Genomic DNA, 16,078 nt, shown 5'->3' with positions numbered 1-16,078 from the left:
CTAAACCACACACAAAAACACAATGTTTAGAAAATATTAACAACAAAAACACACACCTAAGCCTATTATTATTTGTTTTCTACACTTTTAAGTACTATCTTAGAGACAACTTTAAAAAACTCACATATATGACAGAAAATTTACTTTTTGCAAAAAGTGAAACTTGTGAAAACAATCACGAAAATCACTACTATGACCCATCAATAGATGCTTACGTTTGCTCAACATGCAACGCAATTTCACCAGCAAATTCTATTTATGATTTCGAAGAGAAGACAGACGATGAATACGAATTGCATATTGGAATCTAAGGTCGACAGAATCTTGTAATTAACTCTAATGTGAGAGACTTAATTACAAGATTTTTTTTATTCCCTTACTTTGGAGAGGTGTCCGAAGGACGAGATGCTTTATCTCTACTTTAAAGTGATTGCTATATTTAAAACCACATAGCCTACTTCTTCCTTCTTAAGATATGGTAAACTTTATAGTCCTTAGTCACTACTTTCTTACTCCAGTCCACTATCTGTTTTCCTTCCTCTAATACCCTCATCATTTTAACCACTAAATAGTCATAAACGGTAGTAAATAGAATAACTACTACACCAATGTATAAGGTACGCAAATGAAGGTACTCAAAGCAAAATGCTGCGGTAATCCCTCCTACCCCAAACGAAAAGACAATGGCAAGTTTAAGTCCTATATGAGAAAGCAAAAGATTGCGAAGGTTGGCTCTTGTTAGATTAAACAATAACCTCGCTGTCTCTATCCCTAGATCGGTAACTATACCCGTAATATGCGTAGTTCTCACTACCGCCTTAGAAATAAAAGTAACAAGAGAATTCTGTAATCCCATCGCAAATAACAGTACGTAGGCTATCTTCATCGGATATTGAAACAATATATCTCCTTCGAGATAAGCCACTCCTCCTAATAAGATAGCCTCTAGTATCAAGGGCACTGTAAAATACACCTTATTCCAAATCAACTTCTGCAACTGTAAGATCACGTGAGAAGTAAAAGATCCTAAAAAGAACGAAACCAATAACAACACTGACTTCAAAATAGCTTGTTTATTAAAGGTAAGTACCTCCTGAGCAAAATTAGATAAATACCCAGTCACATTGGTTGTCATCAGCTTTAAAGCCAAAAAACCACTTACATTCACCACTCCTCCTACAAATGATAACAACACTGCTAAACGCAGATTCTGCATAAAACTTCTCTCCTTACCTCTGTGTGATAACATAAACTTATAAATTACTCCTCCTCAAACTATAATATAACAAATTTAAAGAGAATTACAAATATATGGGGTGTGGTAGAAGGATTTGTTGAGTTGTCGAGGATTTCCGAATCCGTGACTACACACAGCTACGCAATAGTCTCCTGACTTTGCGTTTTATAGTTGTTGAGGATTTCCGAATCCGTGACTGCAAACAACTACGCAATAGTCTCACGACTTTGCGTTTTCTAGTTGTCGAGGATTTTCGAACTGTGATTATAAACAGCTACGCAATAGTCTCCCGACTTTGCGTTTTCTAGTTGTCGAGGATTCTCGAATTCATAACTACACACAGCTACACAATAGTCTCCCGACTTTGCGTTTTATAGTTGTCGCAGATTTCTGAATCCATGACTGTAAACCATTCCTTAACAACATCAACGATCTGCTTTTCAAAATTAGCAATATCATCTTTCACCCCAAGATGAATCAAATAACACATATTATCTTGGCTATTCAAATATTTTCCTTTATGCTCATTATATTTTTGACTTGGATAAACTAACGCTACCTTATCCGCCTTGTAAAAGTGGTGATATACATACATCTGTCTCAAGTCCTCTATAGAAGGATAAGGCTTCCCATTTAGATTCTTCCATTTCGTATCAATCACAAAGACTCTTGATTCTTCCCCTTTTTCTGTTATCACAATATCTGCAAACATCTTCACACTTCGGTTTGTCTCTGTATGAGAAAGCCAAAAATCTCTTTTCACCTGTTCTTTCACTTCATGAGATCCTTTTAAATGTTTTCTCAAAGTCACAAAAACAAAGCGTTCCCACAGTGCATTCATATCAAATAATAAAGCCAACACATCACTACTACCTCCTCTAATATCAGGATGATAATTTAGAAGTAATAATTTAGCTATACCTAATGCTGTTTCATAAGAAGCTGTTTTTCGATTAAGTACTATTTGTTCAAAAGTCCTCTCAGATACTTTGATATCTTCCATTTCAGGAAAACTAAACAGCAATTGATTAATTTCACTATCCAAAGCTGTATTTACATTAATGCGTTTTAATAACCTCAATGCTTTGTACAACACTTTATGTAGTAGATGCTGTTCATCATATACACTATGCCGAGTATAAAAGCGCTCTTGATGCACCAAGTTCTGTTGAATGTGTTTACTAAACACTACACTCCCTTTTAGGGCTAATGTATTCCCTTCTTGTGATCTATATTTCTTTATTAATCCTTGATGAACTAAACGCTTTAACTCCTGTAGATACATCGCGATATAAACATCTAAGATAGCATTTGACTTTAACGATAAGGCACTTGAGGTAGGAGCATGCGTAGTAAAAGTACCTACACGCCAAATCATATTAATCAACAGATTCCGCCAAGTATCCTTTTCTTCTCCATTATTATCCACTTTAGGCAATACCTCGATAGTCAAGTTACCCAACTGTAGAACCCCCACATATTGGTTAAACTTCACTCCTTTGTGAATTAAAGAGTAATATGGCACACCATTCGTTCCATAGAATGCTTCTAATAGAGTCAAATGTTTTTCTTCAAACACTGCACCCTCAGATAGTACATCTCCTATTCTTAACGTATTATGCTCAAAAACTGTAATCTTTAGCTTACTCACTTATTACTATTTTTTACCCAACAAATTATCTATAGCTACCTTAAACTCCCCTTCTTTCCACTCTTTCTTTAAAGCATAAATACTCTTCTCACTATACATATCACTGTCATAATTAAAAGACGCAAATACAACCTTATTCCCTTCTGATTTTTCTACAAATCCCTCACCAAGTACCAATCCTATCTTGCCATAATCTCCATAGAAATACTCTTGCAGCAGCGGAATGATGTTGTTCATAAATCTCGATTGTAACGTTTCAAGAGAGTCTATATTTAAGAAGTAACTATGTCCTATCAGATGATCTCTATCTAACAGCACCTCTATACGGCTATTAATCGTTCTTAATAATTCACTCAGATCAATTCCAAAGCTGTTTTCTGACTCGATTACATCATAATCAGGCATCATCTCTTCGAAGGTAAAGCGACGTCTAAGCGCTGTATCCAGAGCCTCCACGCTTCTATCCGCTGTATTCATCGTACCGATGATGTGTAAGTTATTCGGTACACCGAACTTCTCTTTTGAATAAGGCAGAGTAACCTCTAATGCCTCCTCATTTCCTAATCGCTTACTCTCTTCTATCAAGGTAATCAACTCCCCGAAGATAGCAGATACATTCCCTCGGTTGATTTCATCTATAATAAGGACATAAGGCTTTCTCTCTTGCTTCTCAAACACGATATCGTTAGAAGCGTTAACCTTATTAATAATATCGTTTAACACTGCCCAATAAGCTGTAGAATTACTCCCTCCTATTACACCGCGAAACTCTTTATCTATATTCCTAACCGCACTCAGATCAGCAAAAGCGTTGTACAACTTCTCCACCCTTGCTAAAGATACCGTATACACACCAGCCCCTTCAGTAGATTTAGGCTGTAAGCGAAGGTTACCTCTATCCGTTATCTCTACTATTTTTAATCCCATATTCGGAGTCTGAATAGGTAATATCAACTCTTTATTTTCATTTAACTCTTCTAAAGCTTGATTAACCAAATCATTCCACCCATCTTCAAAAGTATAAACCTTCTTACTCTCCACCTTATCCACACTGTGTTCTTTCGCTCTCTCTGTTGTCTGAGTGAAGATTCCCTTCTCTACCTCATAATACACTGACTTATCCTCTGTCCCCTCATCCACTTTAGGTTTTATTCCCTCCACAAAGTCCTCGTATGTCATACTCTGATGAAAGGTCGTGAACATGATCTGCCCATTCGCTATGTAACTATCAAAACGCTCCTTAAGCTTCTTTCTATCCTCCTGCTCTAAATCACTTGTTAGTCTATTTTCTACTATAGACAACGCCTTATTAATCGTATGATACGTCTTCCCAGTTCCAGGAGGACCATATAGTATTTGGTTTAGTGGGTGGTTCATGTTTTTTTCTCTATTTGCTATATAAGTATCTACTATCTCTTCATCATAAATTCCTAACTCTGTAAATACTTCGTTTCTATATTCTTTATTAAACACCAATTCTTCAAGATCTGCTTTATTAGAATCAATTCTATTTGACCTCGTTGTTATATCTAATTCTAACTTTGAAGGTTCTAAAATATCTTTTGCTAATGCACCAAAATCATTTACCCAAGAAACTTTATTGTAATATGCTTGCTTTCCGTTCTTACTTTTAGCAAACTTCTCTACTTCTTCCCCATCATTTTTTAATGAAATATATGCATATCGCATAGGTTCGACATTCCATATATATCGACGACCAATAATGAAAACAATCTTATCTCCTTTATAATGAAAATAAAACTTCTCTGATCCTCTCTCTAATCCTAATTCTTCAACTAAATAATCCAGTACTTCAAAATAAGGTAATATTCGATGAGACAGCTTTTTTAAGATTCTATATAGAATAGTATTTGAATCTACTACAATAGCCTTAGCTCCTTTATTTGCTAAATAATTATTCAGTCTTTCTCCATTATGAACACCTTTACTTTCTAAAATTGCCTCCTTATAAAGAGTTATATTTATAGACTTTAAATATTCTAAACAATAACGATAGATATGTTTATTAGGATAAACTTTTCCATTATTACTTATTCCATATATTCTTGCCCTTTCATTATGTGGCCAACCCCTAACATCTGCCTGATCAAAAGCATACTGTAATGCTTCTTGCCAAGCTTTTTTCTTCTGTTCTTCTGTCATTTTCAACATTAATTACTGACTATTGTAAAAGGTATATATCTTCTCAAATGTATATAGACACACTTTTTTTTAATTCTTTAAATCACTTAAAAAGCATATTAATTCTTCTTTCATCAGATACATTCTCATAGATATTTCATTTTCATCGTTACAATTCTACTTCATCATATTTCTATACTTCAATGAAAGAGCCTGAAACATTGTATCAAAGAAATCTTTACAGAAACGATCATTATTATACATTTTCGAAAATGCCACATTACCATTTCTATTCTGAAGTACTACCTCATCCATTATTTTCTGCAAGGCAATACCTATGGTATATTCATCATTATTCTCCACAAAATGACTCTGAAAATCCGGGTGATTAACAATTCTCTGCTCTATAAAATTTACTATTTCTATATTACTCTCATCAATCCCATCAATATTAAAAAAGCGCTTATTAAAATCAGCCAAAATAGTCTCTAAGTCCTCTTCTTCTTTTTCATCTGCAAATACTCCTCTTGCATTAGGATTCTGCGGATTAAGACTACTTTCTTTATCATCTAAAACTATATGTTCATTAATAGTCATTCTCTGTAAACCATAAGTAGACAGATCTACAGACTCCAACAACTCATCTAATAGTGCATCTTGTTTATTCGTTACAATCATAAATGGAATAAGGTACTTTAAGAACCAGTATAATTTCTCCCATCTGACATTATTAAATTCTAAGATAGCAGCTACTTGACTGTATATTTTAATAAATTGTCTTGTCTTAATTTTATAATCTGCTTTTACCTCATCTTCTAATTCTAACTCTTTGTTAAATCGTTCAGCTGGTAAGTTTAATACTGCTATTAACTCTTCGTAAGTAGCGTTATTAAAATACAACTGACTAAACAATTCTACCTCTTCCTCTTCATAAATACCAGACTCATCTAAAGCTTCTTTTAAATCATGTAATACATTTATATCTGTACTCTCACTTAATACTGTAGATGTATAAAAAGGCTCAAAAGACGCTTGTATATCATCTACCTCATTAAAGAAATCCAATACAAACAAATCCTCTGTGCGCTTACCATACTTAGGTGCGGCACGGTTAAGACGTGATAATGCCTGTACACATAATACGTTTTGCAACTTTTTATCGATATACATCGTTGTCAACTTAGGTTGATCAAATCCAGTCAGATACTTATCTGCGACTACTAATAAACGATACTCATGTTCATCAAATTTAGTAGCTGTTTCAGTATCAGAAAAACCATTTAACCCACTCTCTGTGTACTTAATCCCCTTTACTTCTTTCTCTCCAGAAAAAGCTATTAATATCCTAAAAGGGTTGCCTTTTTCTTCCAACAACTCATTCAAAGCTTGATAATATTGAATAGCTGACACTATACTCTGTGTCAACACCATACCCTTAGCTTTGTTCTTTAATTTTTTTGTGTTATAAACTTTAGAGATAAAGTGTTCTAACATAATTTTAGCCTTCGCTTTTATGGTTCTCGGATCGCGTTCTACAAAAGATTTTAAACGCTTTTGAGCACGTGAAGAGTCAAACATAGGATTGTCCTCTATCGACTTCTCTAACTTATAATAACTCTTGTAAGTTGTATAGTTAGATAAAACATCTAAGATAAACCCTTCCTCTATCGCTTGTTTCATAGAATATAAATGAAATGGCTTAAAACTACCATCCCCTTGTTTTTCGCCAAAACGTTCTAATGTAGAATTTTTAGGAGTTGCTGTAAAGGCAAAATAAGAAGCATTCGAGCTCATTTTACGAGACTTCATCGCTTTTAGGATCAAATCTTGATTGTCTTCATCATCCTTATTACCTATAACATAGTTTAAACTATCTGCTGTAGTTCCACTCTGACTACTATGTGCCTCATCTATAATAATAGCAAAACGTTTATCACTCATATCTCCAATTTCCTTTACTATAAAAGGAAACTTCTGTATAGTTGTTATCACGATGCGCTTACCAGTCTCAATGGCTAAACGCAAATCAGACGAACTATGTACTGGAGCTATTAATCCAGATACTTGTGAGAAGCTGCGTATATTATCTCTTATCTGTTTATCTAATATCCTCCTATCCGTTACTACTATCACGGTATCATATAGTGGTTTATAAATTTTCTGATTACCAGCTACTATTGTATGCCCCTGTTCATACACATCTATTAATTTAAAAGCAGCCCAAGTAATAGAATTTGACTTACCCGACCCTGCTGAATGCTGTATAAGATATGTTTTACCCGCACCATGTTCACTTACATCTTCTATTAAACGATTTACAACATCTAATTGATGATAACGAGGAAAAATAAAAAACTTCTTATCTAATGAATCTGTTTTTTTACCTTCTAATAATACAAAGTGCTGTATAATATTAGCCAAACTTGGTCTGGATAATACCTCCTCCCATAAATAACTTGATCGATGTCCATTAAGATTAACAGGGTTTCCCTTTCCATAATTATTCCCTTTGTTAAAGGGTAAAAAGTAAGTGTCTTTTCCTTGTAACTTAGTTGTCATATACACCTCTTCTGTGTCTACTGCAAAGTGTACAATACATCTTCCGAAGTTAAACAAAGTCTGTTTTACATCTCTTGTTTCACGATATTGTTTTTGCCCTTGTATAGCCGCAGTTTGGCCTGTTAATGGGTTCTTTAACTCCATTGTCATAATCGGTAGTCCATTAATAAAGATCACCAAATCCACCTCTTCTAAAGGGTTAACAGTAGAATATTGTAACTGACGAGTCACAGAGAACTCATTAGCCCTAAAGTAATCATGTGTATTACGGGAGCTATTCTTATTAGGATATTCATAAAAGAAGGTAAAACATGCATCATCTACTTCTATTCCCTTCTTTAGTACATGAAGTACACCATTCTTACTAATTACACGATCTAAACGCTCTATTATCTTTAATTGCCAGTCACTATATCTCTTCAACTTTTCGAGTTCATCACCCTGCGTAGCCTCTAAGAAATGCCATAAACGAACAGTATCTATCGCATACTTTTTATCATAATCATGTGTATGTCCTAAGTAATACCCATGTCCTGACGTATAATGACTCCTATCTTCGTTAAATGTTATATAGCTCTTATCCTCTTTCTTTAAAACCTCCGTGCAGATACCTACTAACTTCTGTTCTATTAATGATTCTAATGCTTGCTCGTTATAGTTGGTGTTCATGATTGTCTTCTAATTTTTCAAATTATTCCCAAACAAGAACAAGAATTGTTCTATATTCTCAGGATGTGTTTTTAATTCTAATGTTATATTTTGTATCGTCTTCAAATATGTTGGATAATGTCTATCTGCATTTACTCTTGTAATATTTTTTAATCCTTCTAATTCTTCAAAAACACCTTTACCTAATACCTTAATGATACGTTCATCTAAGATTATAGCAGGAGCTTTATCAATAGATACATTACTAAAATACAACAACTTTGAATAGGTAGATATACCTAGTCCTTTTATCTTTTTAAAACGACTTAATACTTCTCCCCATTCTTCTTTATTCAATGAACAGTTTCTAACACCTTTAATAATCTCAACTAAACCTCGTAAGTCTTCACAATTATATATCTTTTCAAAATTATTCCCTCTATGCCCATTAGGATATCCCCAAAGAATCGTTTTTAAAATTAGAGATCGTATATCTTCTGTATCAAAAACATCTTGCCTACTAATAGTAATATTCAATAATCCTTCAAAACAAGAGGTATAATCCTCCTTGCTAATCTGATTCTCCCAAACACTTGCTTTTACTTCAAATGATTGTTCTCTAACAGGCAAAAACTGAATCAAATCTTTATAATCTTTTAAATACAACTTCATCCCTACTAATTATTAAACATCCTCTTAAACTCTAAACTCTTACTACCAAAATTAATCAACGACCCATCAGTCAGTTTATATGCCTCTAAGTAATTTTTAGCCTGTGCTAAATGCACATCTTCTAAATGGATAACTGCCTTAATCTCTAACATCACTTGACCAGCTATAAAAAAATCAACACGTCGTGTTCCTACATTAAAGCCCTTATATTCAATACTCATTTCGAACTCTCGCTCAAATGGAATACCTCGTTTAAAGAACTCTATCTGAAGAGCACGCTGATAAATAACTTCCTGAAAGCCATTACCTAATATAGAATGTACTTCCATAGCCGCTCCTATAATCTGATGCGTTAATTGATTAATATCCATATAATTAATATTGAATGTTACTCCTCACTGTCTTAACCAAGATTCTCAAGATTTGCAGGATTTACAAGATCGTACCGAATAGTCTTAACCACGATTCTCAAGATTTACAGGATTAACAAGATCGTGCCGAATATTCAGTGCTCTTATAACATCATCTCATTATCTTATTAATCCTAATGCAGATAATCACACATAGTATATCACTCCCTCATCTTGTTAATCTTCCTAATCCTGTAAGTCCTGGTGCTGACAACCTCTAACTCACCCTCACCTTACCTGTCACCACTTCATTTATTAGACTCTGCTTATACTCCTTTAGCTTCTCTATCTGCTGTTCCTTAATAGCTACAGATTTATCTATCTTAGTGATATGCTCATCTAAATAATCAACTATCTGCTGTTGTTCTTGTAATGACGGAAGTAAAATCGGTAATCCTTTTAGTAATTCCTGACTTAAAGATGCCCTAATCACTATATTCATATTCCCAATAAAATAAAATCTATTAATTTCACTTCGAAAAAAATATTTAGAGAACATAGGTAAGAACACTCTACTATTAGGTCTAAATCTAATTAAAAAACCTGCAAATGTAGTTTTATTATATGATTCAAGAGCTACTGATGAAATACCTATTTCTTCTACAGTTTCAGATGTACGAGTAAAGAAAATATCTCCTTTTTTCACAGAATACTGTACAATTTCATCCTCCGACACATCAACCAAACCATTTACGAAAGTGGGTAATGTAAAATTCTTATACACATCACTATAGTTTACAAAGGGAGTTCCTTTTCCAAAAAACTCACCTCCTTTACTTAACCCATTTTGTGTTATCCCTAAATACCTCAACCTCTTCACCTCCCAGTGCTCGGGGATATCTCCTATCCAGTCTACACCACTATCTTTTAGCTTCACATTCTTATCTATACCCTTCGTTACTGCATTATGAATGATTATCTGACGTTGCTCTTTTAATAACCCTATCTGCTTCTCTTTGATTTCAATCGCTTTATCTATCTGTCCACACTTATCGTCTAAAAAGGTTGCTATGACTTGTTGTTCTTTAATAGGTGGTATACCTAAACCAATAAACTTCATATCTTCATATCTTGTAGTCCATAAATCTGCAACAATACCATGTCCATTTCTATAAAACTCTTCGATAAACGAATTAGACTTCAAAAGGTAGTTAACATAATTTCCATTCACTTTAATTGGTTGTAAAACAATATTAATCAGTGACACTGAACCATCTAAATAAGACAAGCCACTTGAGCCTTTACGATCAGATCTACTATTAATAACAAAGTCTCCTTTTTTAACTAACTTTCTATTATCCCCGTCATTTGATTTTGCAGCACTTTCAAGCTGAGGAACTACTCCATTCTTCGTAACTGACAATGGTTCAAATACTTTATCTGAAACTTTCTCTCTTCTCTCTTTAAACCAAATTCCTAAACGATTCACCTCCCAATGACTTGGTATCTCTCCAAGCCACTCTATACCACTATCTTTATAACTATCGTATTTCTTCATGCTACTTTGTCTTTTTTTTGTGTTCTAACACTTTGCCTGTTTGATCAATAAACTGCACAAAGTCACGTTCTACTTTAGACAAATCATTTTTTATCATCTCTTTGTATTTGGCATATTCAGCATTTGCTTTATCGAGCATTTGGCTGTGACTAACCACTCCTGCATGCTCTAATACTTCATTACCTGTCATACGGATAAACTCGTCTAATCTGGTTATCCAGTCCGCCATATACATTGGTTTGCGGTTTAGCGCTTGTAGTTCTGCTAACTCCAGATAAGCTGTTACTACTCTATTCAGCACGTTTAACTCCTCTTCACTTAGATAATTCTTAGCAGTATGAATCTCTTGCTTAGTAGGAGATACTCCTTTAAAGTTAGTCAATCCTAAATGTGCTTTATCAGCGTCTATTCGCTTATAGATTAGTTCAGCAGCAGTGTTGCCATGTGCTGCCCAGTGCATTTTATTCTGTACTGTTTTAAAGAACAACTGAGACACTTCTGCTTTCGGGTCATAATCCACACTGGTAGAATAGATATCCAATACCTTGCGCCAAAACACTTTCTCACTTGAGCGAATATCTCGAATGCGTGCTAATAACTCGTCGAAGTAGTTGCCGCCACCTGCTTGCTTAAGCAAATCGTCATTCATCGTAAAGCCTTTGACGATATACTCTTTTAAGCGTGCAGTTGCCCACTGTCTAAACTTTGTCCCTTGCAAACTTCGCACGCGATATCCGATAGCAATTATCATATCGAGATTGTAATATTTTACCTCTCTCTCTTGCGTTTTCCCTTCTATAGCACCGTGTGAAGTGGTATGTCGGAATTTCCGACATACCACTTCTTCTTCTAATTCTCCTTCTTCGAAGATATGTGTTATATGCTCTGATATAGTCGTTCTTCCTTTCTGATACAGTTCTGCTATCTGCATTTGAGATAGCCATACTGTCTCTCCTTCTAAGCGCGTTTCTATCGCTGTCCCTCCGTCATCCGTTTGGTAAATAATTATACTACTTTCCATAACCTAATTACTTAAAAATTTAAGATATCGTTTAGTATTCCGTCTGCTTGTTCTTCTAAAGCTAATAGCTCTGCTTTTACCTCTTCTATCGAACGCAGTGGTACATGTTTATAGAAGTATTTATTAAAAGATATTTCGTATCCTATCTTCACACTATCTAAGTTAATCCATGCTTCTTCTACATGTGGTTTTACCTCACGGATAAAGTAGTTGTATATCGCTTCACTTAACGGTATCTGTTCACTATCCCTAAGGTCACTCTCTGTCTCATACGTGATATACTCTCCTTTTTTGGCTGTAGCATAGTATCCATAGTCTGCCAACTGTGCTTCTGTACACCCCAGACGAGCTACTAACTGTGCTAACTTATCAGCGTTGAGCTTTTCTACCTTTTTCACTACACGCTCTGCTGTAGCATCGTATTCACTTACTGCATTTAAGATTGCTTTTTTATCAGTAGCATTCAGTTTGACATTGATATCCTTACATATAGCATCAAATCTTTTTTGCACTTGGTTAAAGTCCATATACACCTCTTGTCCAAAAGCTTCACAGATGGTAATCGCTTGTTCAAAGAGTTCCTTACTCTTCGTCCACGTATCTCGTTCACACAGTTTTACAAGCTGTTTTTTGTTTAATCCCCAGTCTTGACTATCCGCGTACTTACTTACTTCTGCCTGTCTATGTTCTAATCCTTTCGCATATACTTCTTCACCGAAGTATGCATACAGGCTTTCCATTTGATTGTAAAAAGCTTTGTCATAACGCAGACTTTCTATTTTTGCTTCTGTAAATTGCGTTTTTAATCGCTTAGGGCGCTCTATATTCACTTTATAATACCCAAAGTCAGCATTGTCAAACAGTTTTACATTTAGCATCCCCTCAGATAGTTCTCCTTCACTAAAGTTTAAGTAAGCATCTAAGATAGCCTGTATGTGCTCTTGAGAGAACTCAGAGTTCTTACTCCCTAAGTTCTTGCGCATTTTCTGAAATAACTTATTTGCATCGATTAGCTGAACCTTTCCTTTTCTATTGGTAGGTTTATTATTTGTCAAAAGCCAGATATAAGTAGTAATACCTGTGTTATAAAACATATTATTAGGCAATTGCACAATAGCATCTAACAAATCATTCTCTATGATGTAGCGTCTAATGTTACTCTCTCCACCTCCTGCATCACCTGTAAATAAGCTACTACCATTGTGTACAGATGCAATACGAGACCCAACACCTGTATTAGACACATCTTTCATCTTATCTACCATCTCCATTAAGAATAGTAGCTGTCCGTCCGAACTACGAGGAGTAGCATCTACCTCTTCTTCCTTCCCCCAATAGTCCTTTAGTTTAACAATAAATCTGCTATCGATTACATCCTTACCGTCTTTAATATATTTCTGTTCAGACGCCCATGACTTCCCGTAAGGAGGATTAGATAACATAAAGTCAAACTTCAAACTTGAGAACTCATTCGTAGATAGAGTTGACCCTACTTTTATATGCTCTGGATTCTTACCTTTAATCAACATATCTGACTTACAGATAGCATAAGTCTCATCGTTAATCTCCTTACCATATAGATAAATATCTTTTTTAAATCCGAAACCTTCATTCTCATCCACTAATAGGTTTTCTGACTCTGTCAGCATCCCACCACTTCCACAGGCAGGATCATATATAGTGATAATGTTTGGCAACTGTTCTTTAATAGGTTCAAAAACTAAATGCGTCATCAGTTGTATTACTTCTCTTGGTGTGAAGTGCTCTCCTGCTTCTTCATTATTCTCCTCATTAAATCGACGAATTAACTCTTCAAATACATACCCCATTCCTAAGTTAGAAAGTCCACCCATAACATTCCCTTCTGGGTCTAACTTATCCTCTGGAGTAAGGTTAATATAAGGCGAAGTAAACTTCTCTATTACATCTAATAACACATCTTTATCAGCCATATGGCGTATCTGACGGCGCAAATCAAACTTGCTAATTACTTCTTTGATATTAACATCAAACCCATCTAAGTACTCTTCAAAATTTGCTATAAGTTGTTGTTTAGAATTTGACACGGTATTAAAAAGCATCTGCAAAGTCCACTTACTGGTATTATAAAACGGATAACCCGAAACATAACAAATTCTCTTAGAACTATATTCTATAGCTCCCTCTTCTACTACTTGTCTATTTACTTCTTCTAATACCTCTTGCTTTTTCTCTTCCAAAAGAGCATCTATACGTCTTAATACTACCATCGGCAGTATCACATCTCTATACTTCCCTCTTACGTAAACATCTCTTAAACAATCATCTGCAATAGACCAGATAAACGAAACTAACTTATTATGTGTATTTACTGTCATTCTTCTAATATTTTCAAGGTAAATATACTACCATCATTAGAACCCCACAAGCGGAAAACCGTAAAGTGGACAAGGGAGTTAGTAAAAAACCGAAGCAACGCTTCGGTTTTTATTTTTCCTTTATAACTATATAGAAAATTGAAAGAAATATCAAGGTATTGACTATAATTACAAAAAATATTGACAGACTTATACAAGAAGCCACATACTCTACATTTTGTGGTATATGTTTATGAAGCATAAATAGGCAAAGCGTTAAAACAGCTTCAATCAAAGATAAAAAGACTATCCTCTTATTAAACTCTATAAACCTATCATAACTATCGTAAGTCCTCATCTCTGTTACAAATTCACTATTACTTTGAACAACTAAAGTTAAAATAGCTAATAGAAAACCAAACAGAGTAGAAGAAAAAGCTAACATTTTATCGTATAAATTAGCATTCATAATAAAATCTAAGTTACCACAATAGAGGTATAAAAATAGACCTATACCAAAAGCATATCCTATATATTTCTCTATATAATAACCTGGACTTTTATTCATGACTTATAAAAATTGTAGATAACTCATTTTTCGTTTCTTCGTATATTTTTCTTATTTCTTCTTTTCGTTGAGAAATTAGCAGATCTGAACTTTCACGCGGTTCTTCAAGTTTCATAAATTTTATCATTCTATCTGCGATTAAGTCAATCGTTGTTTCTTGATCTTGATCTTCTGCATATCCTTTAACAATAACTTTTTTAACATTTTCTGCATTTACAGTTAATAGAATATCCTGTAAGGCATTAACAATCCCACCTATTTTCTCTGAATTTAAAGGTGGAACTTTATTCTTTCTCGCTTTAACATCAAACTTTGCAAAGACTTCTTTCGAATTCACTTCTTCTGCCACTTGACATAAGCTGATTAAAGACTTATTTTTATGTAAATCTTCCTTCAATAATTGTGTAGGGTTGGCTAATCTAATTTCTAAAGACTTATGAAATGACAAATCAATAATCCTTTTATATTCATCCTTATTCAAAACTAAGTTAAACCTAAGCTTAAATTGATTACCTTCTTCTTTTTCTTTCCATACAAGATAAATAAAACTAATCATATTATCAATAAAACATCCAAACTTATTTACCTCATACAGGAGGACTTGAGTCTTCTTTTGATATAAAAACACGTTAGCATAAGCCAATCCTTCTTCATTAGTTAATCCTATTTTACTGACAGTTTTTGATTTTTTGTTCTTTTTAGGAGGTATACCATTTCTATTAGCCGTTTCAATAATTCCAATTAAATAATCATCTGTTTCCTCAATTAATTTCAGTTCGTAATTTTTACCTTTTAGGTAAACCTCATTATTCTTAAATATCTTGTCTTTCAAAATACTTATAAAATCTAAACTTTTAGGTGCTGAATCAAACAATTCAAGAGCTACTTGCAAAAACTCTACTTTTTTCTTTTTTTGAGCCATATTTATGTCGTTTTGTTGTTATTCTAACAAACTTACCCTCTTTATGAGAATATACTATACGGTTTTCCGTAAACACCTAGAATTATTGAGTAAACAACAGTCTCTCATAAATATCTACACACCAATAGGATGAGATACCTCCTATCGTCGGGATAACATATATTGTGGATTCAGTGGACGGCTTTAAACACAGAACACAGCATATGAAACACTGTGAGGCAAGTTTAAACATCAACCCCCTGAATAAGAGCTTCCTATCCATTGGGGGTCTAGCTGTGTGTTAGACGGAAGTATTCCGTCTCTACTGATGTGGCGAACTTAGTACACATGACGCATCACATCTATACATTCTAATATCAGCTCTCTATTGACTCTTCACATAACAATCTAAGCAAACCCTATATAACATCGAAG

The 16,078-nt window shown here is 34.2% G+C and carries 12 protein-coding genes; 1 reads left to right on the top strand and 11 read right to left on the bottom strand.

Features of this window, described 5'->3' with window-relative positions:
• Window positions 1-128: 128 nt before the first annotated feature.
• Window positions 129-311, top strand: a complete 183-nt coding sequence (locus MODO_RS18945) for a hypothetical protein (RefSeq protein ID WP_006259006.1) — start codon at window positions 129-131, stop codon at window positions 309-311.
• 143 nt (window positions 312-454) lie between these two features.
• Here the strand turns inward: MODO_RS18945 and MODO_RS03960 are convergent, their stop codons facing one another.
• From MODO_RS03960 to MODO_RS03910, 11 genes are all read right to left on the bottom strand, one after another.
• Window positions 455-1,249, bottom strand: coding sequence for a YoaK family protein (locus MODO_RS03960; RefSeq protein ID WP_006261103.1), 795 nt, complete (start codon window positions 1,247-1,249; stop codon window positions 455-457).
• Window positions 1,250-1,580: 331 nt separating this feature from the next.
• A complete protein-coding gene (locus MODO_RS03955; RefSeq protein WP_059050666.1) occupies window positions 1,581-2,888 on the bottom strand; it encodes an McrC family protein in 1,308 nt (435 codons plus the stop codon).
• 6 nt (window positions 2,889-2,894) lie between these two features.
• Entirely contained in the window at window positions 2,895-5,060 is a 2,166-nt protein-coding gene (locus MODO_RS03950) for an McrB family protein (protein ID WP_081316879.1), read from the bottom strand.
• A gap of 147 nt (window positions 5,061-5,207) precedes the next feature.
• The gene (locus MODO_RS03945) at window positions 5,208-8,258 is read right to left on the bottom strand and encodes a type I restriction endonuclease subunit R (RefSeq protein ID WP_059050662.1); all 3,051 of its coding nucleotides are present in this window, start codon (window positions 8,256-8,258) and stop codon (window positions 5,208-5,210) included.
• A gap of 9 nt (window positions 8,259-8,267) precedes the next feature.
• Entirely contained in the window at window positions 8,268-8,909 is a 642-nt protein-coding gene (locus MODO_RS03940; protein WP_059050660.1) for an 8-oxoguanine DNA glycosylase OGG fold protein, read from the bottom strand.
• A gap of 5 nt (window positions 8,910-8,914) precedes the next feature.
• Window positions 8,915-9,280, bottom strand: a complete 366-nt coding sequence (locus tag MODO_RS03935) for a GxxExxY protein (protein WP_059050658.1) — start codon at window positions 9,278-9,280, stop codon at window positions 8,915-8,917.
• A gap of 256 nt (window positions 9,281-9,536) precedes the next feature.
• Entirely contained in the window at window positions 9,537-10,817 is a 1,281-nt protein-coding gene (locus tag MODO_RS03930; RefSeq protein WP_059050657.1) for a restriction endonuclease subunit S, read from the bottom strand.
• Between the two features lies 1 nt (window position 10,818).
• Complete coding sequence (locus MODO_RS03925) at window positions 10,819-11,838, bottom strand: virulence RhuM family protein (protein ID WP_059050655.1); 1,020 nt, start codon at window positions 11,836-11,838, stop codon at window positions 10,819-10,821.
• Window positions 11,839-11,849: 11 nt separating this feature from the next.
• On the bottom strand, window positions 11,850-14,195 hold the full coding sequence (locus tag MODO_RS03920) for a type I restriction-modification system subunit M (RefSeq protein ID WP_059050653.1): 2,346 nt from the start codon (window positions 14,193-14,195) through the stop codon (window positions 11,850-11,852).
• Window positions 14,196-14,304: 109 nt separating this feature from the next.
• The gene (locus MODO_RS03915; RefSeq protein WP_059050650.1) at window positions 14,305-14,742 is read right to left on the bottom strand and encodes a hypothetical protein; all 438 of its coding nucleotides are present in this window, start codon (window positions 14,740-14,742) and stop codon (window positions 14,305-14,307) included.
• A complete protein-coding gene (locus MODO_RS03910) occupies window positions 14,735-15,664 on the bottom strand; it encodes a DUF6731 family protein (protein WP_059050648.1) in 930 nt (309 codons plus the stop codon). Before MODO_RS03910 ends, MODO_RS03915 begins: the two co-directional genes overlap by 8 nt.
• Between the last annotated feature and the right edge of the window lie 414 nt (window positions 15,665-16,078).

This window comes from Myroides odoratimimus (assembly GCF_001485415.1).
GTDB classification, from domain to species: Bacteria; Bacteroidota; Bacteroidia; order Flavobacteriales; family Flavobacteriaceae; genus Flavobacterium; species Flavobacterium odoratimimum.
This window is presented reverse-complemented; position numbering and strand designations above follow the sequence as displayed.

Bases quoted from the DNA above. Each gene is read 5' to 3' on its own strand.
- MODO_RS03910 (WP_059050648.1), bottom strand. From the start codon at position 15,664: ATGGCTCAAAAAAAGAAAAAAGTAGAGTTTTTGCAAGTAGCTCTTGAA.
- MODO_RS18945 (WP_006259006.1), top strand. From the start codon at position 129: ATGACAGAAAATTTACTTTTTGCAAAAAGTGAAACTTGTGAAAACAAT.
- MODO_RS03940 (WP_059050660.1), bottom strand. From the start codon at position 8,909: ATGAAGTTGTATTTAAAAGATTATAAAGATTTGATTCAGTTTTTGCCT.
- MODO_RS03915 (WP_059050650.1), bottom strand. From the start codon at position 14,742: ATGAATAAAAGTCCAGGTTATTATATAGAGAAATATATAGGATATGCT.
- MODO_RS03925 (WP_059050655.1), bottom strand. From the start codon at position 11,838: ATGGAAAGTAGTATAATTATTTACCAAACGGATGACGGAGGGACAGCG.
- MODO_RS03950 (WP_081316879.1), bottom strand. From the start codon at position 5,060: ATGTTGAAAATGACAGAAGAACAGAAGAAAAAAGCTTGGCAAGAAGCA.
- MODO_RS03935 (WP_059050658.1), bottom strand. From the start codon at position 9,280: ATGGATATTAATCAATTAACGCATCAGATTATAGGAGCGGCTATGGAA.
- MODO_RS03920 (WP_059050653.1), bottom strand. From the start codon at position 14,195: ATGACAGTAAATACACATAATAAGTTAGTTTCGTTTATCTGGTCTATT.
- MODO_RS03945 (WP_059050662.1), bottom strand. From the start codon at position 8,258: ATGAACACCAACTATAACGAGCAAGCATTAGAATCATTAATAGAACAG.
- MODO_RS03960 (WP_006261103.1), bottom strand. From the start codon at position 1,249: ATGTTATCACACAGAGGTAAGGAGAGAAGTTTTATGCAGAATCTGCGT.
- MODO_RS03930 (WP_059050657.1), bottom strand. From the start codon at position 10,817: ATGAAGAAATACGATAGTTATAAAGATAGTGGTATAGAGTGGCTTGGA.